We start from the raw sequence: 17,723 nt of genomic DNA, 5'->3' as shown, positions 1-17,723 counted from the left end.
GGATATTACGAAACCAAAGCGAACGTCAAACGAAAATGCGCTGGCTAGGCAATGTCAGGCTGCGGCGCCATCCGCGGGATCGGCATGATCAGCGTCGCCGTCTCCCGTCTCGACGAGCTTGACCTTCGCCTCTCGGCAGATCGAGGCGATCGAGGAGGGTGCGCGGTCGGTGACGAAGGTCTGGACCTGGTCCAGATGGCCGATGCGCACCGGAGCGGAGCGATCGAATTTCGAGGAATCGGCGGCCAGGATCACGTTGCGGGCATTGCCGATGATCGCTTGGGCGACGCGCACCTCGCGATAATCGAAGTCGAGGAGCGAGCCGTCGGCGTCGATGGCCGATGCCCCGATCACGGCGTAGTCCACCTTGAACTGACGGATGAAGTCCACGGCCGCTTCGCCGACGATGCCGCCGTCGGAGCGCCGCACGACGCCGCCGGCGATCACCACTTCCACCTCCGGATAGGGGCGCATGGCGGTCGCGACATTGATGTTGTTGGTGATCACCATCAGGCCCGAGTGCCTGAGGAGCTGATGCGCCACCGCCTCGGTGGTCGTGCCGATGTTGATGAAGAGGGAGGCTCGGTTGGGGATCAGGTCGGCCACGGCCCGGCCGATCGCGCTCTTTTCATCGGCTGCGATCATGCGCCTTGCATCGTAGCCGACATTCTCCACCCCGGAAGAAAGGATCGCCCCGCCATGGACGCGGGCCAGCATTCGCGCCTCGCACAGTTCGTTGAGATCCTTGCGAATGGTCTGGAGCGAGACCTCGAACCGCGCAGCCAAATCATCGACGAGAACGCGGCCGGATCGTTTCGCCGTTTCCATGATCTGCATCTGGCGATTGCTGAGCATCGCGCTCTCCTCCCCCGTGGCCCCAGACGATCATGGGCAAAACGAAAGCGAAGCGCAACAAACGAAAGGCGGCGGCGACCCGCAATCGGATCGCCGCCGCCTGAGGCGCCGATGGCGCGCCCCACGCCACCGTCGCCGCTACGGCCGCCAGGAGGAATACGGCCGCGCAATCGGGAACGGGCTATCGCTTCTCCGCCAACCGCGCCGCGCTTTCGGCCAGTTTCAGAAGCTTGATGCGGAACGTCGACAGCAGGACGTCCTCGAACTCCATCCAGTCAACCCGGACATCGCTGCCCCAGCTGGTTTCCCGTTCGCTCAGATGGTCGAGAACCAGCATGACGGGAGCATCCCTGTTCGGTCCGGATCCGGAACGGATGTCGGCAATGACGTCGCAACCGGCTTGGTCTTCAACCAGTCCGGCCACGACAACCGCGTCGAACCTTATCGTCTCGGCCAATTGCCGGACCTTGGCGATTTCGGTTGTGGCTTCGATCTTCCATCCCAGAATCCCGGCATAATTCTCGTAGCGGTGAAGATCCGTGCGGTTGCGGCAGGCGCAGAGCACGGCGATCTCCGGGACCTGCGGGAAGGAACGGTCAAGGCAAGGAGCCCGTTCGCTTGCGGCGGACAGCATGACGACCTCGGATTGATCACAGGAGCGAGCCCGCCGGGAGGCGGTGGGCATTTGCTCGAAAAGTAAAGAAAAGCTCGATTGGCGCCCGTCTACATGAAAATGCTGAAAAGCGCGCGGTCCCGGTCAATGCCATTCCCGTGAGGAAGGCGTGTGGTAAGAGATTTTTCTTTAATGTCAGGGTGTTGAATCAAGTGCGACGATCTGTCGCGTAGATTTCGTCACGTCAAAATTGGCGCACGCTCCTGTGCGCGCCCCCGGAAAATCCTGGCCCGCCCGCGCTCGTGCCGTCTCGGTAAGTTCGCAGCCGCCCCGAGGGCGAGGCTAGTGCTCGTCCTCAGTTCTACAGGCGTTACCGAATCTGCCGTCAGCGCCGGAAGACCCCGCCTAGGAGGCCCGACATCCGCTCGTCAATCCGGCGGACAGCCTTGCGCTTCGGCCATGCGACCGATGGCGATCAGTTCAGGCCGGTATTCGAAATGCATGGTGTCGTAGTGATACCACTTGCCGCCCCAGATGAAGCCGTGGCGTTCGAAGATTTCGACGATCTCGCGAGGAACGCGGTTGCGGTAGGCGGGAACGTTGCCGGGCTTGCCGCCCGCCCAGCGCCAGTAGTCTGCAACGGATGTGTTGATGTCGATGGCCGCGCCGAAACTGTGGGCGCTGAGACGATCCGTACCGGCGATCATCCGCCAGTTGAAGGTCCCGGCAGAGGGCGTCAGGTACTTCCGAAAGGAGCGGCCGAGTGCGGCGAGATCGCGCGCGACGGCGGCGAGGGCCTGATCAGCGCCGCCGGTTTCGGTAAAGCGCAGCCGTGTTCCGAACCAGTCGACCGGAACGAGGCGGCTCTCCGCGATCTCGCGGGACGAACCGTAGACGGCGCGGAAGAAGGCGTCGTTCCGGATGCGCCCCGGATCAGAGTCTCGAGGCGGCGGTGCTCCCTGATCGCAGCGCCCGATCGGATAGATCTGCGACAGCATGTCCTCGATATCCGCCCGGGCGAGCTTTGTCTGATGCTCCTTCGCCTCACCGTCATCGATCGGAATCCGGGTTCCGTCGCGCATGACCAGCGCGTCGAGCTCGATCGCGGCGATCTGCTCGGGATAGGCGGTCTGGAGCGCTTCCAGCCGATCAAATAGTGGAATTGAGGCCGCAATTGCCGGGCCCATGGCGGCAAGGGCACAGATCACGGTCAGGGCAAGGACGGCAGGCAGGCGACCCCAGCAGAATGGGAAGCTGCGGCGAGCCGCCTTCACGCTGCAGCCTTGTGCGCAAGTCCCTAGGCACGCGGCCATCTTTTTCGTCCCTGAGCAATGCGCTCGCCGCCAGGGCGGGAGCGCAGGGCGCGATCAGCAGCCATTCTGCCGTTCCAGCGCCTGAATGCGACTTACCTCCCGCGCATCGCTGCCGCTCGGCGTGCCGCCATAGCAACTCGCATTGGAGAAATAGCGCTGCGCCTTGGCGGTTTTGAAGCAGTAGCCGTTCAGGTGATAGATCAGATTGCGCATGTACCAGAGCTGTCCACACTGGGAACGGGCGAGATCGGCGGGGATCGGATAGCCCCGATAGCTCGCCGTATTGTATGAGGACTGATTGCCGGCGGGCGGCTGATACTGGGGCTGCTGACTGCGCGCGGCCTGCTGGGAGGGTGCCGGGTCGGGCTCCTGCGCGCGCTGTTCTTCCTGCCGCTTCATGGTGAGGAAGGCCGAGGCGGTATCGGCCTGGGGGCAGGCGCGATTGTCGAGCAGGAACTTCTCGTAGCCGTCAATCGTGTCGAGGCGGCGGGCATCGCGATAGGCGGTCTCGCACTCTTCGGATTTGCGCGCCTGATCTCTCAGCGCCATCACCACGTCGCGGCCCGGGCAGTCGATGTTCTCATCGAGAAAGATCGAATAGGCCGAGACCGTGCCCTCGGCGCGGGCGCGGGCGAAGTTGCGCTCGCAGCGCTCGCGCTCGGCCCTTTGCGCCTCTTCCGCCTTGAGTTCGGTCACCAGCCGGTCGGCCTCCGCTGCCTCCGGGCATTGCGGGAAGAAGTCACGAAACGCTTCCAGCCGTGCCGGATCGCCGTCCTGCTTCGCTTTGGCGAAGGCTGGGGCGCAGGCCGGATCGATCTCTTTCGTCGGGATCTCGACATTGAAGGACTGAACGCAGTTGAGTCCTGAATTGGCGGTGCCGGCGCCGCGGGCCCACAGGCGGATTTCGGCATCGACACTCGCGCCGCGGTCGCGATAGGGACGCACCAGAACCGTGATGTCGGCATTGGAGGCGGCTTCGATCAGCCGCCCGAGCTCGCGGGTGTTCTGATCCTGGACTCCCGAATAGCTCGTGGCGATCGACTGGAAATTGTCGGCCTTGGTGGTGCGGGCATTGGTCCGGACCGCGATCAACTGGCTGAGATCGGTAAGGATCGCGGTGCGCGCCACCTCGTCGAGCAGCGTGTCGTCGGCGGAAACGCCGAGAATATGGATCGACTGCGCGTCGCCATTGGGAACACATTGCCGGTCCGTCTGGAGGCCCTGGAGATTGATCAGGACCTCGAGTTCCCACCGTTCCAGACGCTCCGCCGCCGCTGCCGGCCGCAGCATCATGCCACCGGCAACGAGGGCACTGATCGCGAAGAGCATGACGAAACGGAAGAGAGAGGCGAGACGTCGCAAGTGCACGATGATTTCAAGCATCGGTCGATACATCCATGTTCGGAAGCTGCCTCCGTTCATTCGTCTGTGACCGCCCCTTGTCATCGTCGGGGATAAAACATCAACTTCGCCGCCTTGTCGATGCGTGAGAGGGTCGGGAGCAGGCCGCGAACAAGGGTGATTCTGCTGCAGACAGTCCCTCGCGGGGCCGCAATCGCCTCGTTCCGGTGCATCGCAATGACGTGAAAACGGACATGGCGGCCGGCCATGCACGGCGTCGCAACGCCTCACACCTTCCAATCGGCTCGCTGCGATGCGAAATGATGCTGCATGTGCGAAGTCGGGTCGCTATGAAGGGCGCGACGCACGAAAAGGCGCGAGCCATGAAAGCCTACGAGTCACTTTACGCCAATTTCCGCTGGCAGCTGCCGCCGCGCTTCAACATTGCCCGTGCCTGCGCCGACGTCTGGGCGGCGCGCGCGCGCGATCGCGTCTGCCTGATCGAGGATCGTGGGCCGGCGGCCGCCCGAACGATGACCTATGGCGAACTCGCCGGAGCCTCGCGTCGCTTTGCCGGGGCGATGGCGAAGACCGGCGTGGGCCGCGGCGATCGGGTGGCGATCGTCCTGCCGCAGAGTTTTGCCGCCGCGATCGCCCATCTCGGCGTCTATCGCAGGGGCGCGATCGCCGTGCCGCTCGCCCAGCGTTTCGGGCCGGAGGCGCTCGGCTACCGGCTGGCGGCCTCGGGCGCGCGGATGGTGGTGATCCATGCAGCCGCCCTTGCGACGCTGGAGGCGATCGACGCTCCGCTTCCTGCGCTGGAGACTGTCGTGGTCGTCGATGGCGACATGAGTTCGGGCTCCGGCTATCGTGACTTCGAGGCGATGCTCGCCGGCGATGAGGGTCCTGACGAAGAGACGGCGACCGGGCCGGACGACCCGGCGATGATCATCTTTACCTCGGGCACCACCGGGCCGCCCAAGGGCGCGCTCCATGGCCATCGAGTGCTGATGGGCCATCTGCCGGGCATGCAGTTTCACCATGAGGGATTTCCCAAAGAGGGCGACCGGCTGTGGACGCCGTCCGACTGGGCCTGGGCCGGCGGACTCCTGAACGCCTTGCTGCCCTCGCTCTATTTCGGCGTGCCCGTTGTCTTCACCGCCGCCCGGTTCCGGGCGGAAGAGGCCTTCGCGCTGATGGCGCGCCAGAAGGTTCGCAACGCCTTTCTGCCGGCGACGGCGCTGAGAATGCTGGCTGGTGTCGAGGATCGCGCCGCCTTCGAGGACCTCGATCTGCGCACCATCGGCTCGGCGGGTGAGAGCCTGCCCGCGGCGACCTACGACTGGGCTCGCGACCGTCTCGGCCTGACGGTCAACGAGTTCTACGGCCAGACCGAATGCAACATGGTGCTCGGCTCCTCGGCCGCCTTCGGCGTCTCGAAGGGCGGGGCGATCGGCAAGCCGGTTCCGGGCCATCTGGTGGCGCTCGTCGACGAGGAAGGGCGGCCGGTTCCGCCCGGCGTCGCCGGGACGATCGCGGTGCGGGCGCCCGACCCGGTGATGTTCCTGAACTATTGGCAGGACCCGGAAGCCACGGCCGCGAAGTTTGCCGGCGAATGGCTGCTCACCGGCGATCAGGCCACGATGGACGAGGCGGGCTATGTCGCCTTCATCGGCCGCGACGACGATATCATCACCTCGGCCGGCTACCGGATCGGGCCGGGCGACGTGGAAAACTGCCTTCTGTCCCACCCGGCGGTGAAGCTTGCGGCGGTGGTCGGCAAGCCCGACCCGCTGCGGACCGAGATCGTCAAGGCCTATGTGGTCCTGCATGACCCGGACGGGGCGGATGCGGGACTGGCCTTCGAGATCCAGCACTTCGTCCGCGAACGGCTTTCCGCACACGAATACCCCCGCGAACTTGCCTTCGTCGCCGAAATGCCGCTCACGACGAGCGGCAAGATCGTTCGCCGCATGTTCCGCGAAAAGGCCGCGGCCGAAGCCGCAGCCGGCCCCCTGGGCGACCAGGCCGCGGTCGTGGAGCGCGCAAGAGTGAAAAAACCGTTGAGAGACAAGGTTAACGAACACGGTTAATTCCGCGTTAACCCTTCCCTGCCAAAGTCCGGATCGAAGGCGCGGATCGAACCGCGCCGGCGGTTTTGTCCCGAAGTGGCGAGGGAACGGTTCGATGCGACTGACGACTTGGATCATGGCCGGAACGGCGATGGCGGCAATGGGCTGGAGCGGTGCCGCCTCCGCGGCCGATATTCTTCCGCCGATCTACGACGCGCCCGTCTATCAGGATGTTCCGGAAGTGGTTCCCGTCGAGATCGGCACGGGCTGGTATCTGCGCGGCGATGTCGGCTACAGCTTCAAGAGCGATGCGCCGTCGGACTTCACTCTTCAGTTCGACGATGGCACCGCCATTACCGATCTGTTCCGCGGCTCCTATGATGGGCTGGAAATCGACGCGGCTCCGACATTCAGCATCGGCGCGGGCTACAAGTTCAACGAATTTCTCCGCGCCGACGCCACGGTCGGATACTGGACTGCGGATGTAAGCGACGCCAACTTCGCTGCCGCCAACACCACGATCGGCGGCGACGTCACCGCCTGGGAGGTGATGGGCAACGCCTATGTCGATCTCGGCACCTATGCGGGGTTCACCCCCTATGTCGGTGCCGGCGCCGGGGCGGTGCAGGTCTCCTACGACAATAACTGCATATTGGCCGGTTCGGACTGCAGCGACAATTTCGACGTCGATCTCGGCAATTCCGACAGCTGGCGGTTCGCCTATTCTTTGATGGCGGGTCTTTCCTACGACGTGTCCAAGAACCTCAAGCTCGATGTCGGCTACCGCTACACCGACGTCGACGGTGGGACGAGAAGCAATGTCACCGTCGTCGACACCTCCGGCGCCAGCTTGACGGTGGATGGTGAGGATGACGGGTTCAAGCGCCACACGATCCAGGCGGGCATTCGCTACTCGCTCTGGTAGGATGCGACGGCTCGCGCGCCGGCCCGACTGCGGTGCCGGCGCTGCTGCTTTCGGACCTGCCGCCTCCGTCTGCCCAGAAGGGTTGATCGCCGCTGCAAGAGACGAGCGAAATTGCCTTCACCTGGCCGTCGGTGTCCGGGTGCCGGATTTTGATCGAAAGCGGAGCAATTTACTCAACCCAATTTTCAGGACCTATGGTCTAGCGTTTCGTCAGTTGTCCCGGACGCACGACCGTTAGATGGAACTTTCGCAGATCGATCAGCTTCTCGCCGACCGGGTTTACAGATCCCGCTTCCCGGCCGAGATCGAGGCCGCCTATCACGCCCACCGTCTGAACTATCGCAAGCACCTGGCTCGGGCTCTGATCATCCCGACACTGATCTGCTATAACGCTTTCCTGCTGGTCGATTATCTTATCGTGCCGGAACTGTTCTGGCTGAGCGTACAGATCCATCTTCTTGTCGTCACGCCGCTGTTCCTTGCCAGCATATGGGTGTTCTTCAAGAGCCGTGGCCCGGTGGTAAGGGACACCGCAGCGATCCTGCCGCCGGTGGCGATGGTGGCGCAGATCATGACGATCTACGCGTTGAGCGCCGGCAATAGCGAAGCCAGTCATTATCAGTATCTGGCAGTGATGGTGCTGGTCTACACGAACCTTCTCTACCGCCTCGAATATCGGCACGCGCTCGTCGCCAGCATGGTGATCGTCACGATCTATCTCGGGACGCTTCTTGGCGTTGGTGCCTCAGCGCCCGTGCTCCAGGTGGGCGCCATGATGATCGCGATCGCGGCCTATCTTTCCCTCTCGGCGAATCGGCAGATGCAATGGGATGCCCGTCTCGGCTTCCTCCGCCGCCTCCAGGATCAGGCGCGGCTGGAACTGGCCGAACGCGAAGCCGAGAAGGATGTCCTGACCGGTCTGTTCAACCGCCGGCGTCTGGAGAAGGAACTGGCCAATCGGGCCGGGAGCGGCGCACGCCCGCTCGCGATCCTGATGATCGACGTCGACCATTTCAAGCCGTTCAACGACTATTACGGCCATCTGGTGGGCGATCTGTCTCTCAAGCGCGTCGCGGCGGTCATCCGGTCCAGTCTACCCGGCAAAGACGATCTGGCGGTGCGCTATGGCGGCGAGGAATTTCTGGTCTTTCTGGACGGCGCCGACTTTTCGCAGGCTTATCGGGTTGCGGAACGCATTCGCACAGGGATCGTGGAAATGGCGATTCCACACGAGGGCGCGGAAGATGCGGGCTTGGTCACCGCGAGTGTGGGCCTGATGGCGGCCTGTGTGCCCCCGGAAGCCTGCGACGCGCTCATCGCCGGGGCCGACAGCGCGCTCTACGCCGCCAAGCAGGCTGGCCGCAACCGCGTCTGGCCGCCGGTAGAACGGCGGGGGGCCGCCACGAGAGGCGCAAGCCAAGCCCCCAGCATGCCTGTGAAATTGACGGCCTGAGTTTCGATGGAAGGCGGGGCCTGGAGCCCGTGTCAGCCGAACGCCTTGAACGCCACCAGCGTGAAGGTATCCGACACGCCCTCCAGAACCTGCAGCTTTTCGGTGACGAAATGGCCGATGTCCTGATCGTCCTGCAGATAGAACTTGGCGATCAGATCGTAGTGGCCCGAGGTAGAGTAGACCTCCGAGATCTCCTCGACGTCGAGGACCAGATCGTCGGCGACCTTGTAGGCCATGCCCGGCCGGCATTTGAACTGCACGAAGATCGTCTTCATCACTTGCTCCTGCCGTCTTGATAGCGACAATCGATGCGCCGCGCTTCGTCGTGTCTGGTTTCGGGTCTCATCCGAGCCCCGTCAAGATGGCGACGAGCCGGCTGTCAGGGTCCGCCAACTCGTCGCAGATGTCGAAATGGTGCCGGTCCGGCTGTTCGAGCGCCGTCGTCTTCGCCCGAAGGCCGTGCCAGACATTGGCGAGGAGGGCGTTCTGCCGGCGAAACTCGGCGAGCTCCGCCCCGCCGGCGAGGCAGACGAGGTCGACGCCCGGGCGCGGCATCAGGAGCGCCGGGCTTTCGGCCGTCGCCTCATCGGGCGTGAGCCGCAGGGTCTCGTTCATTTTGGTCCGCACCAAGGGCCTCAGATCGTGAACGCCGCTGATCGTCACGGTGCGGGCAGTGCGCTCGGCGGTCGTCGCCGCGATCGGCGCGTCTTCGCAGAGCATCCGGGTCACCAGGTGACCGCCGGCGGAATGACCGGCGAGGTGGATGGGGCCGGTCACCCGAGCCGCGACATGATCGAGAAAGACGCCGATCTCGCGGGTGATGTCCGGCACGCTCGTATCGGGACAGAGCGTGTATTCCGGCAGCGCCACCGCAAAGTCATGGGCCAGGCTGCCAGCGGCAAGATGCGACCAGTTGCCGATCTCCTGCGCCTTCCAGTAGCCGCCATGGACGAAGACGACGAGGCCCTTTGGCGTCCCTCCGGGATGGAAGAGGTCGTAATACTGACGACTTCCTTCGCCGTAGGGCAGGTGCAACTCGGCGCGGCCGGCAGCCATCATGCGGTCGCGGAAGGCGCGGGCGAGCGCCGCCCAGCGCGGTGTGTAGCTCGCTGCATCGGGAATGGCCGCGCCATTGTCGTAGGCTGCGTCGATATCCGCGATGGGAGCGCCGCCGGTCCAGACCGGCTCGAAGGCTGCATCCGGCTCCGGCATGGTGCTGTCAGACATGCAGGAATCGATCCTTGATCTCCGGCGTCGCGATGAGGTCCGCCGTCGTGCCCTCCCAGGCGACGCGGCCTTTCTCGATCACAACGTGGCGGTCGGCGAAGCGCGAGAGTGCCTCGACATTCTTATCGATGACGAGGATGGCGGCGCCGGCCTGCTTGATCGCCGCGAGACAGGTCCAGATCTCCTCGCGGATCAGGGGCGCAAGTCCCTCGGTCGCCTCGTCCAGCACGACGAGGCGCGGATTGGTCATCAGCGCGCGGCCGATCGCCAGCATCTGCTGCTCGCCGCCCGAAATCTGGTTGCCCATGTTCCGCCGCCGCTCCTTCAGCCGGGGAAACAGGCGGTAGACCTCGTCGAGGGTCCATTGCGCTGCCTTCGCGCCCTCGCGGGAGCGCCGTGTCGCGACGAGGTTCTCCTCCACCGAGAGCGTCGGAAAGATCTGCCGGCCTTCCGGCACGAGGCCGAGTCCGCGCTGGGCGATCCGGTGGGGCGGCTGGCCGGTGAGATCGTCGCCGTCGACCAGCACGCGCCCGGCCGTGGGTTTCAGAAGCCCGAAGATCGACTTGACGGTGGTGGTCTTGCCCATGCCGTTGCGGCCGATCAGCGTCACCGCCTCGCCCGCGGCGACGGCGAGGTCGATCCCGAACAGGATGCGGCTGTCGCCATAGGCGCTTTCCAGGGCTTCGACCTTGAGCATCAGGCCGCCTCCGTCTCGTCGCCGAGATAGGCCGCGCGTACCTGGGGATCGTTGCGCACCGCCTCCGGCGTGCCCGTAGCGATGACGCGGCCATAGACGAGGACGCTGACCCGATCGGCGAGCTGGAACACGGCTTCCATGTCGTGTTCAATCAGAACGATCGTATGGGTCTCCTTCAGCGCCGCGATCAGCGCGACGAGCGCGGCTGATTCTTCATGGCCGGTGCCGGCGAGCGGTTCGTCGAGAAGCAGGAGCTTCGGCCCGGTCGCGAGCGCGATGGCCATTTCGAGCTGGCGCTTTTCGCCATGGGAGAGGCTGCCCGCACGGCGCTCGGCGCGGTCGACGAGGCCGACGCGGTCAAGCGCGGCCATCGCCTCGTCGTTCAACCGCCGCTCCGCGCCCGCCCTGCCGAAGAAGCGGAAGCTCGATCCGGAGCGGGCCTGAACCGCCATCGCCGCGTTTTCGAGCACCGTGAAGCCTGAAAGGATCGAGGTGATCTGGAACGAGCGCGCCATGCCGCGTCTGACTCGCTCAGGCATGGTGAGCCGGCTCACTTCATCGCCGTCGAAGTGGATCGTGCCGGAATCGCTGGCGAGACTGCCCGAGAGTTGGTGGATCAGCGTGGTCTTGCCGGCGCCGTTGGGGCCGATCACCGCGTGAAGCTCCCCCGCGGGAACGTCGAGCGTGACGCCGTCCGTGACCTTGAGGGCACCGAAGGACTTTCGAAGATCCTGGATCGAGAGAAGTGGGGTGTTCATGCACGTCCCCCGCCCGTGAGACGCCTGGCAAGCCCCGCGAGCCCACCGCGCCCGAAGAGTACGAGCAGGATGAGAAGGACGCCAAGGCCGAGCTTCCAGTGCTCGGAGAAGGCGGCGAGCCAGTCTTCGAGGAGCAGGAAAGCGATGGCGCCGGCCACCGGACCGATCAGCGTGCCCATACCGCCGACCACGACCATGACGATCAGCTCGCCCGAGCGCTGCCAGCTCATATAGGCGGGCGAGACGAATTCCGCCTGATTGGCTAGGAAGACCCCTGCCACGGCCGCGATCGCCCCGGCGATGACATAGGCCGTCAACTGGAAGCGGAACGGCTCGAAGCCGATCGCCTGCATGCGCGCGGGGTTTTCCCGTGTCCCGCGGATCACCCGGCCGAAGCGCGAGCCGATCAGGCGGGTAAGGCCGAGATAGGCGAGGACGAGCACAGCGAGCAGGGCGTAGAAAAGGGCGATGTCGTCGGAAAGAAGCCGGCTGCCGAGGAGTGTCGAGCGGCGATCCAGCGTGATCCCGTCGTCGCCGCCATAGGCTGACAGCGAGACCATGAAGAAATAGGCCATCTGCCCGAAGGCCAGCGTGATCATGATGAAATAGACACCCTTGGTCTTCAGCGAGATCGCGCCGGTGACGAAGGCGAAGAGACTGGCCGCGGCGACCGCCACGACGGTCTGGACGAGAATGTCCTCGACGCCGTGGCTCGCGAGGATCGCCACCGCATAGGCGCCGATGCCGAGAAAGGCGGCGTGGCCGAAGGAGACCATCGCGCCGAAGCCGATGAGGAGATCGAGCGACAGGGCCGCAAGCGCGAAGACCATGATCCGCGTCGCTGTGACCACCAGGAACGGATCGCCGATGAGGTTCGCCACCAGCGGCAACAAAGCGAGGGCCGCGAAGATGACGATCGCGGCAAGCCTGCGGCCCGGCCCGAAAAGCCGGCCACGCTTCGCTGGCGTTTGAACCTGGTCGACCGGTCGGCCGGCTGCCTCGGATGCGCTCAAGCCGCTGCTCCCCTGGCGGGAAACAGCCCGGTCGGCCGGAAGAACAGGACGGCGGCCATCAGGATGTAGATCAGCATGGGCGCGATGGTCCGCCCGGTCTGCGAGGCGGCGGAGGCGTCCATGATCTGGCCGAGCAGGATCGGCCCGAAGGTGCGGCCGAGCGTGTCGACCAGCCCGACGAGAATCGCCGCGACGAAGGCGCCGCGCACCGAGCCGACGCCGCCGATGACGATGACAACGAAGGTGAGGATCAGGATCTGGTCGCCCATGCCCGGCTCGACCGAGAGGATCGGCGCGATCATCGCCCCGGCAAAGGCCGCCAGCATGGCGCCGAGGCCGAAGATCACCATGAACAGCCGGCGGATGTCGACGCCGAGCGCCGAGACCATCGGCGCGTTGGAGGCGCCGGCGCGCAGCAGCATGCCGATGCGGGTGTGGTTGACCAGGAGCCAGAGACCGACGGCGGTGAAGAGGCCGGCGGCGATGATCGCCACGCGAAACACCGGATATCGCAGGAAGCCGATCAGGGGGATCGAGCCCGAAAGCGCGTCCGGCACCGGCACGCTCATGGGCGCTGCGCCCCAGATGATCTTCACCGCCTCGTTGAGGATCAGGATCAGCCCGAAGGTGGCGAGCACCTGGTCGAGATGGTCGCGATCATAGAGATGCCGGAAGATCAGGACTTCGAGCAGGATGCCGAAGGCGAGCGCCGCCGGCAGGGCGATGGCGAGACCGACGAAGAAGTCGCCCGTCGCCGCGGTGAATGCCGCGACGAAATAGGCGCCCACCATATAGAGCACGCCATGGGCCAGATTGATCAGATCCATGACGCCGAAGATCAGCGTCAGCCCGGCCGCGACGAGAAACAGGAGAATGCCGAACTGCACGCCGTTCAGGGCCTGGAGAAGGAAGAGGTTGAACATGGATTCTGCGTCGTTCTCATGCTCGTGGAGCGTAGGAGGAGCCCCCTCATCCTGAGGCGTGAGCGAAGCGAGCCTCGAAGGGCGAGTGGGCAGGCGCTGCCATTTCAAGGGATGCGCCTTTGGAAGGGCGATGCGGCGAGGTCGAGCCCAGCGCCCCCCGCCCTTCGAGGCTCCCGTCGCTGCGCGCCGATCGCACCTCAGGATGAGGGGCTACTGACACGTCTCGCTTCTCGGCCCTGGCTTGATCCCGACCTTGACCTCACATCTTGCACGAGGCGACGTAATTGTCGGCATAGTCCTCGAAGATCGTCTGTTCGATCTCGGTCTGGAACTTGCCGTCGTCGCGCTTGGCGACCTTGACGAGATAGAAGTCCTGCACCGGATAGTGGTTCGGGCCGAATTCGAAGTCGCCGCGGAGCGACTGGAAGTCGGCGCTTTCGAGCGCCTTTCGCAGGGCGTCCTGGTCGCCGAGGCCGGCCTTCCTGACCGCCGCGTCGATCAGCTTGGCGGCGTCGTAGCCATGCATGGCGTAGCTGCCCGGCACGCTGCCGTATTTCTCCTCATAGGCGGCGACGAAGGCTTTCGACGCCTCATTGTCCATGTCGGGCGCCCAGTTGGAGCCGCCGAAGAAGCCGAGCGCGGCGTCCTGCTGGGCCGGCAGCGTCGTCTCGTCGACGGTGAAGGCGGACAGGAACGGGATCTGGTCGAGACCGGCCTGGCGATATTGCTTGACGAGGTTCACGCCCATGCCGCCGGGCATGAAGGTGAAGACGGCGTCCGGCTGGGCGGCGGCGATCTGGGCGAGTTCGGCGGAAAAGTCGAGCTGGCCGAGGGAGGTGTAGATCTCGTTTACCACCTCGCCCTTGTAGGAGCGCTTGAAGCCGGCGAGCGAATCCTTGCCCGCCTGATAGTTCGGCGCCATCAGGAAGACGCGCTGATAGCCCTGATCCTGGGCGTATTTGCCGAGAACCTCATGGTTCTGGTCGTTCTGATAGGAGACGACGAAAAGGTTCTTGTCGCAATCGGCGCCGGCGAGATTCGATGGGCCGGCGTTCGGGCTGATCAGGAAAGCGCCGCCATCGGTCACGGGCTTGGCGATCGCCTGCATGATGTTGGAAAAGATCGGGCCGACCACGAAGTCGGCGTCGTCGCGCTCGACCAGTTCGCGCGCCTTGTTGGCGGCGACATCGGGCTTCAGCTCGTCGTCGACGGTGATGATCTCGGTCTTCACCCCGCCGAGTTCGCCGCCCATATCCTCCAGCGCCAGCATGAAGCCGTCGCGCGCCTGCTGTCCCAGCACCGCCGCTGGACCACTCAGGGTGACCATCACGCCGACGGTCAGTGTGTCGTCCGCCTCCTCCTGGGCGAAGGCGGAGCCGACGAGCGCGGCGCTCGCCAGAAACCCGATCGCAGCCGTGCGGATGATTGCCATGGTGTTACCTCCCGAAAAACACTACCTCATGCCCCAGTGCGGTCGGCTCGGTGCGCAAGCCTGCCTCGGGACGTCATGAGATTGTTTTCCATAGAAAGAAACGCCGGGCAACCGGCATCCGGTCTCAGCCCGCCTTGAAGTCGCCGGTGAGGCCCGCGAGACCCTCGCGGTAGGTGGGATAGCGGAAGCTGTAGCCCGCCTCCTTGAGCTTGGCGTTCGAAACGCGCTTGTTCTCGCCATAGAAGCTGCGGGCCATGGGCGAAAGGTCGGCGACGGCGAAGTCGGTCTCGCCCGGAGGCTCGGTGCCGACCAACTCGGCGGCGTGCAGCACCACGTCCTGGGGCGGGGCGGGCTCGTCGTCGGTGACGTTGAAGATCCCGCCGAGGCGCTTGTCGGCGAGGAGCGACAGCGCACCGGCGATGTCGTCCACATGGATGCGATTGAACACCTGGCCCGGCTTCACCAGACGCTTGGCGGTGCCGTTCTTCAGACTGACGAAGCTGTTGCGGCCGGGGCCGTAAATGCCGGAGAGCCGCAAGATCGCGACCGGCACGCCCCGGGTCTTGCCGAGCTCTACCCAGGCATTTTCCGCCTCGATCCGCGCCTTGGAGCGTTTCGAGACCGGTTCAGGCGGGGTTTCCTCGTCCACCCAGGCGCCGTCATGGTCGCCATAGACGCCGACCGTCGACAGATAGCCGATCCATTCGAGGTTCGGGCTGCCATGGGCGATTTCGTCGAAATACCAGCGCAGAACGGGATCGCCGGCGCGGGCATTGGCGCCGCCGACATGGGCGCCGGCCGGCGCCTCGTGGCCGGGCGGTGCCGAGATAATGAGATGGGTCGCGCGATACAGCGCGCCGGCGATCCCTTCGCCCGGATGCTCGCCATCAAAGACCAGTGGCTTCAAACCGTGGGCCGCCAGCGACAGCGCCTTGTCCGTGGAGCGTACGGTCACACCCTCGATGGTCACCTCGGACTTGTCGAGACTGTCGACGAAATGGGAAGCGGAATAGCCGTAGCCGAAGACGAAAAGATGCATGGAGCCTATCGCTTAGAGGTGAAAACGGCGGCGCGGCGGGACGATCGTGTCGATCTCCAGCAGGCCGATGCGCAGCCGATCGATGTCGGCGTCCTTCATTTCGAGTCGGCCGACGCGGGCGCGGCCCACCGAGAGCCGGCCGATGGCGAATGCTCCAATCGCGACCGCGCCGAGCGCCAGCGCGCCGATGGCAACGGCGCCCGCCGAGCCCGCGCCGAGCGCCTCGGAGCCGGTGAGGGTGGCGCCACGTCGCTCGACACCGCCCGCCGCTGCGCGGAAGAGGGCGCGGGCTTGTCGACGTCGCTCGGCGTGGTCGGCCTCGCCGCCCGTGAGGGCCGCCGTCGGCTCGCTCGTCGCGCCAGGCCGGGTGTCCTGAGGTTCATTCTTCGACCTTTTCCACGGCATGCCACTCGCTCCGCACGATCTCTTCTTCTTCCCTATGAAGCGCACCGGCGCGACGCTGCAAGGCCTGTTCCGGATCGAGGCGCGAAAGCGCCCAGACCGCCATCGCCCGCACCAGCGGGGCAGGGTCGTCGCCCAGCACCTCGACAAGGGGAAGAAGCTCTTTTTCGTCGGAATTGCCGGCCGCGATCAGACAGTTGGAGACGAACTTGTCGCGCCCGATCCGCTTGATCGGGGAGCCGGAGAAGAGCGCGCGAAAGCCGGGATCGTCGAGCGTCAGCAGATCTTGCAGACGCGGCGCGCGCAGATCGTCCCGGGCGATGAGCTTCGCCTCGCGGGCAGCCTTGGCGAACTTGTTCCAGGGGCAGACGGCAAGGCAGTCGTCGCAGCCATAAATGCGGTTGTCCATGGCCTCACGCAGATGACGCGGGATGACCGCCTTGGTCTCGATGGTGAGGTAGGAGATGCAAAGCCGGGCATCGAGCTGGAACGGCGCCGGGAAGGCGTCGGTCGGGCAGGCGTCGAGACAGGCCCGGCAGGAGCCGCAATGTTCTTCGGCGGCCTCGTCCGATTCGAGCGGCAGCGTGGTGAAGATCGAGCCGAGAAACAGCCAGGAGCCGTGTTCACGGCTGAGAAGATTGGTGTGCTTGCCCTGCCAGCCGATGCCGGCCGCCTGCCCGAGCGGCTTTTCCATGACCGGCGCCGTATCGACGAAGACCTTGGCGTCATGTTCGCCGAGATCAAGCTGACGGGCCTTGGCGATCAGGCGCGCGGCGCACTCCTTGAGCTTGCCCTTGATCACGTCGTGATAGTCGCGGTGGCGGGCATAGACAGAGATCGCGCCCCGATCCGGGCGCGCGAGGATCGCCAGCGGGTCCTCGTCCGGCCCGTAATTCATCGCGAGCACAAGGATGGACTGCACGTCCGGCCAGAGATCCCGCGGCGAGCGGCGGCGCTCGAGCGTCTCCGGCATCCAGCCCATGGTGCCGTGGCGGCCGTCCGCGACGAATTCTTGGAGCCGCGGTCCGGCTAGAACGTCGCCCTCGGCGCTGGCAATGCCGCAAGCGGCGAAGCCGAGGCGGCGGGCCTCGGCGTCGAGGAAGCTCTTCAGGGCGTTGGAGGCGGCGCGGGTCATCGGCCCGGATATGACGGGCAGGTTCGATGGCCGCAAGGGTTCGAAGGCCGGGTCAGCTCAACGCGCCACCCACTCCCCGAACGCCTGAAGCAGCGGGCCGAAATCGTCGGGGCCCGGGAATTTCTCGAAGCTGCGGGGTGCACCCGTCTCGGCAAAGGCGAGCTTGTCCTCCGTGCAGGTCTCGATGAACGGCGCGATGTCGCTCGTGTCGTCCAGCATGGAGGATCTAAGGTTGACGAAGCCCGGCAGCCGCTTCGGTTTCGAAAACACCCATGTCAGGCAGGACGGGCAGAAGAAGTGCTGGACCTCCTCGCCCTTCAGTCCGCCCAGAACGGGTTCGCCGCTCGTTACGGCGAAACCGTCTTCGGGCACCATCATCGTCAGCGAATAGGCGCTGGAGGCCATCTTCTGGCAGCCGCGGCAATGGCAGGCGGCCGTCATCATCGGTGCGACCGTCACCTCGATGGACAGTGCGCCGCAGCGGCAGCTTCCCTTGCGCGGCAGTTTCCAGTCCTTCGCCATCGC

Annotated in this window: 18 protein-coding genes; 3 read left to right on the top strand and 15 right to left on the bottom strand. The window is 65.2% G+C overall.

Annotation, left to right across the window (positions count from 1 at the left end):
* Positions 1-54: 54 nt before the first annotated feature.
* The 4 genes from MF134_RS03910 to MF134_RS03895 all read right to left on the bottom strand — a co-directional run bounded on the left by MF134_RS03910 (position 55) and on the right by MF134_RS03895 (position 4,164).
* Positions 55-855: a DeoR/GlpR family DNA-binding transcription regulator gene (locus tag MF134_RS03910; protein ID WP_255338099.1), complete on the bottom strand. Its 801-nt coding sequence runs from the start codon at positions 853-855 to the stop codon at positions 55-57.
* A gap of 181 nt (positions 856-1,036) precedes the next feature.
* Complete coding sequence (locus MF134_RS03905) at positions 1,037-1,489, bottom strand: hypothetical protein (RefSeq protein WP_255338098.1); 453 nt, start codon at positions 1,487-1,489, stop codon at positions 1,037-1,039.
* A gap of 407 nt (positions 1,490-1,896) precedes the next feature.
* Positions 1,897-2,742 (bottom strand): M15 family metallopeptidase, encoded by an 846-nt coding sequence (locus MF134_RS03900; protein WP_255338097.1) that lies wholly within the window; start codon positions 2,740-2,742, stop codon positions 1,897-1,899.
* A 93-nt stretch (positions 2,743-2,835) separates the two neighbouring features.
* On the bottom strand, positions 2,836-4,164 hold the full coding sequence (locus MF134_RS03895; protein WP_255338096.1) for a YARHG domain-containing protein: 1,329 nt from the start codon (positions 4,162-4,164) through the stop codon (positions 2,836-2,838).
* 341 nt (positions 4,165-4,505) lie between these two features.
* On the opposite strand from MF134_RS03895, the gene MF134_RS03890 reads away from it, so the two are divergent.
* The 3 genes from MF134_RS03890 (at position 4,506) to MF134_RS03880 (ending at position 8,572) form a co-directional block, all read left to right on the top strand.
* A complete protein-coding gene (locus MF134_RS03890; protein WP_255338095.1) occupies positions 4,506-6,215 on the top strand; it encodes an AMP-binding protein in 1,710 nt (569 codons plus the stop codon).
* 94 nt (positions 6,216-6,309) lie between these two features.
* Positions 6,310-7,119 carry an outer membrane protein gene (locus tag MF134_RS03885; protein WP_255338094.1) on the top strand — a complete coding sequence of 270 codons (810 nt, stop codon included), beginning with the start codon at positions 6,310-6,312 and terminating at the stop codon, positions 7,117-7,119.
* A 238-nt stretch (positions 7,120-7,357) separates the two neighbouring features.
* Entirely contained in the window at positions 7,358-8,572 is a 1,215-nt protein-coding gene (locus tag MF134_RS03880) for a GGDEF domain-containing protein (protein ID WP_255338093.1), read from the top strand.
* A 32-nt stretch (positions 8,573-8,604) separates the two neighbouring features.
* Here the strand turns inward: MF134_RS03880 and MF134_RS03875 are convergent, their stop codons facing one another.
* The 11 genes from MF134_RS03875 to MF134_RS03825 all read right to left on the bottom strand — a co-directional run bounded on the left by MF134_RS03875 (position 8,605) and on the right by MF134_RS03825 (position 17,720).
* A complete protein-coding gene (locus MF134_RS03875; protein ID WP_255338092.1) occupies positions 8,605-8,847 on the bottom strand; it encodes an Lrp/AsnC family transcriptional regulator in 243 nt (80 codons plus the stop codon).
* A gap of 67 nt (positions 8,848-8,914) precedes the next feature.
* Positions 8,915-9,784: an alpha/beta hydrolase gene (locus tag MF134_RS03870; RefSeq protein WP_255338515.1), complete on the bottom strand. Its 870-nt coding sequence runs from the start codon at positions 9,782-9,784 to the stop codon at positions 8,915-8,917.
* A 7-nt stretch (positions 9,785-9,791) separates the two neighbouring features.
* On the bottom strand, positions 9,792-10,496 hold the full coding sequence (locus MF134_RS03865) for an ABC transporter ATP-binding protein (RefSeq protein WP_255338091.1): 705 nt from the start codon (positions 10,494-10,496) through the stop codon (positions 9,792-9,794).
* Positions 10,496-11,254 (bottom strand): ABC transporter ATP-binding protein, encoded by a 759-nt coding sequence (locus tag MF134_RS03860; RefSeq protein WP_255338090.1) that lies wholly within the window; start codon positions 11,252-11,254, stop codon positions 10,496-10,498. The genes MF134_RS03865 and MF134_RS03860 overlap by 1 nt, the downstream gene beginning before the upstream one ends.
* On the bottom strand, positions 11,251-12,267 hold the full coding sequence (locus tag MF134_RS03855; protein WP_457589944.1) for a branched-chain amino acid ABC transporter permease: 1,017 nt from the start codon (positions 12,265-12,267) through the stop codon (positions 11,251-11,253). Before MF134_RS03855 ends, MF134_RS03860 begins: the two co-directional genes overlap by 4 nt.
* Positions 12,264-13,190: a branched-chain amino acid ABC transporter permease gene (locus tag MF134_RS03850; RefSeq protein WP_255338089.1), complete on the bottom strand. Its 927-nt coding sequence runs from the start codon at positions 13,188-13,190 to the stop codon at positions 12,264-12,266. Before MF134_RS03850 ends, MF134_RS03855 begins: the two co-directional genes overlap by 4 nt.
* Positions 13,191-13,449: 259 nt before the next feature.
* Positions 13,450-14,622 carry an ABC transporter substrate-binding protein gene (locus tag MF134_RS03845; RefSeq protein ID WP_255338088.1) on the bottom strand — a complete coding sequence of 391 codons (1,173 nt, stop codon included), beginning with the start codon at positions 14,620-14,622 and terminating at the stop codon, positions 13,450-13,452.
* Between the two features lie 124 nt (positions 14,623-14,746).
* A complete protein-coding gene (locus MF134_RS03840; RefSeq protein WP_255338087.1) occupies positions 14,747-15,661 on the bottom strand; it encodes an SDR family NAD(P)-dependent oxidoreductase in 915 nt (304 codons plus the stop codon).
* Between the two features lie 12 nt (positions 15,662-15,673).
* Complete coding sequence (locus MF134_RS03835; protein WP_255338086.1) at positions 15,674-16,066, bottom strand: hypothetical protein; 393 nt, start codon at positions 16,064-16,066, stop codon at positions 15,674-15,676.
* The gene (queG, locus tag MF134_RS03830) at positions 16,041-17,198 is read right to left on the bottom strand and encodes a tRNA epoxyqueuosine(34) reductase QueG (RefSeq protein ID WP_255338085.1); all 1,158 of its coding nucleotides are present in this window, start codon (positions 17,196-17,198) and stop codon (positions 16,041-16,043) included. The genes MF134_RS03835 and queG overlap by 26 nt, the downstream gene beginning before the upstream one ends.
* 57 nt (positions 17,199-17,255) lie before the next feature.
* A complete protein-coding gene (locus MF134_RS03825; protein ID WP_255338084.1) occupies positions 17,256-17,720 on the bottom strand; it encodes a GFA family protein in 465 nt (154 codons plus the stop codon).
* Positions 17,721-17,723: the final 3 nt, after the last annotated feature.

Origin of the sequence: Jiella marina, assembly GCF_024359545.1 — a bacterium.
Lineage (GTDB): Bacteria > Pseudomonadota > Alphaproteobacteria > Rhizobiales > Rhizobiaceae > Jiella.
Note: the sequence above shows the minus strand (reverse complement) of the source record. Positions and strands in the feature narration are given on the sequence as shown.

What these genes read in the sequence shown, in the direction of transcription:
- MF134_RS03910 (WP_255338099.1), bottom strand. Translation starts at nt 855, where the DNA reads ATGCTCAGCAATCGCCAGATGCAGATCATGGAAACGGCGAAACGATCC.
- MF134_RS03905 (WP_255338098.1), bottom strand. Translation starts at nt 1,489, where the DNA reads ATGCTGTCCGCCGCAAGCGAACGGGCTCCTTGCCTTGACCGTTCCTTC.
- MF134_RS03895 (WP_255338096.1), bottom strand. Translation starts at nt 4,164, where the DNA reads ATGCTTGAAATCATCGTGCACTTGCGACGTCTCGCCTCTCTCTTCCGT.
- MF134_RS03890 (WP_255338095.1), top strand. Translation starts at nt 4,506, where the DNA reads ATGAAAGCCTACGAGTCACTTTACGCCAATTTCCGCTGGCAGCTGCCG.
- MF134_RS03885 (WP_255338094.1), top strand. Translation starts at nt 6,310, where the DNA reads ATGCGACTGACGACTTGGATCATGGCCGGAACGGCGATGGCGGCAATG.
- MF134_RS03880 (WP_255338093.1), top strand. Translation starts at nt 7,358, where the DNA reads ATGGAACTTTCGCAGATCGATCAGCTTCTCGCCGACCGGGTTTACAGA.
- MF134_RS03875 (WP_255338092.1), bottom strand. Translation starts at nt 8,847, where the DNA reads ATGAAGACGATCTTCGTGCAGTTCAAATGCCGGCCGGGCATGGCCTAC.
- MF134_RS03870 (WP_255338515.1), bottom strand. Translation starts at nt 9,784, where the DNA reads ATGCCGGAGCCGGATGCAGCCTTCGAGCCGGTCTGGACCGGCGGCGCT.
- MF134_RS03865 (WP_255338091.1), bottom strand. Translation starts at nt 10,496, where the DNA reads ATGCTCAAGGTCGAAGCCCTGGAAAGCGCCTATGGCGACAGCCGCATC.
- MF134_RS03860 (WP_255338090.1), bottom strand. Translation starts at nt 11,254, where the DNA reads ATGAACACCCCACTTCTCTCGATCCAGGATCTTCGAAAGTCCTTCGGT.
- MF134_RS03850 (WP_255338089.1), bottom strand. Translation starts at nt 13,190, where the DNA reads ATGTTCAACCTCTTCCTTCTCCAGGCCCTGAACGGCGTGCAGTTCGGC.
- MF134_RS03845 (WP_255338088.1), bottom strand. Translation starts at nt 14,622, where the DNA reads ATGGCAATCATCCGCACGGCTGCGATCGGGTTTCTGGCGAGCGCCGCG.
- MF134_RS03840 (WP_255338087.1), bottom strand. Translation starts at nt 15,661, where the DNA reads ATGCATCTTTTCGTCTTCGGCTACGGCTATTCCGCTTCCCATTTCGTC.
- MF134_RS03835 (WP_255338086.1), bottom strand. Translation starts at nt 16,066, where the DNA reads ATGCCGTGGAAAAGGTCGAAGAATGAACCTCAGGACACCCGGCCTGGC.
- queG (WP_255338085.1), bottom strand. Translation starts at nt 17,198, where the DNA reads ATGACCCGCGCCGCCTCCAACGCCCTGAAGAGCTTCCTCGACGCCGAG.
- MF134_RS03825 (WP_255338084.1), bottom strand. Translation starts at nt 17,720, where the DNA reads ATGGCGAAGGACTGGAAACTGCCGCGCAAGGGAAGCTGCCGCTGCGGC.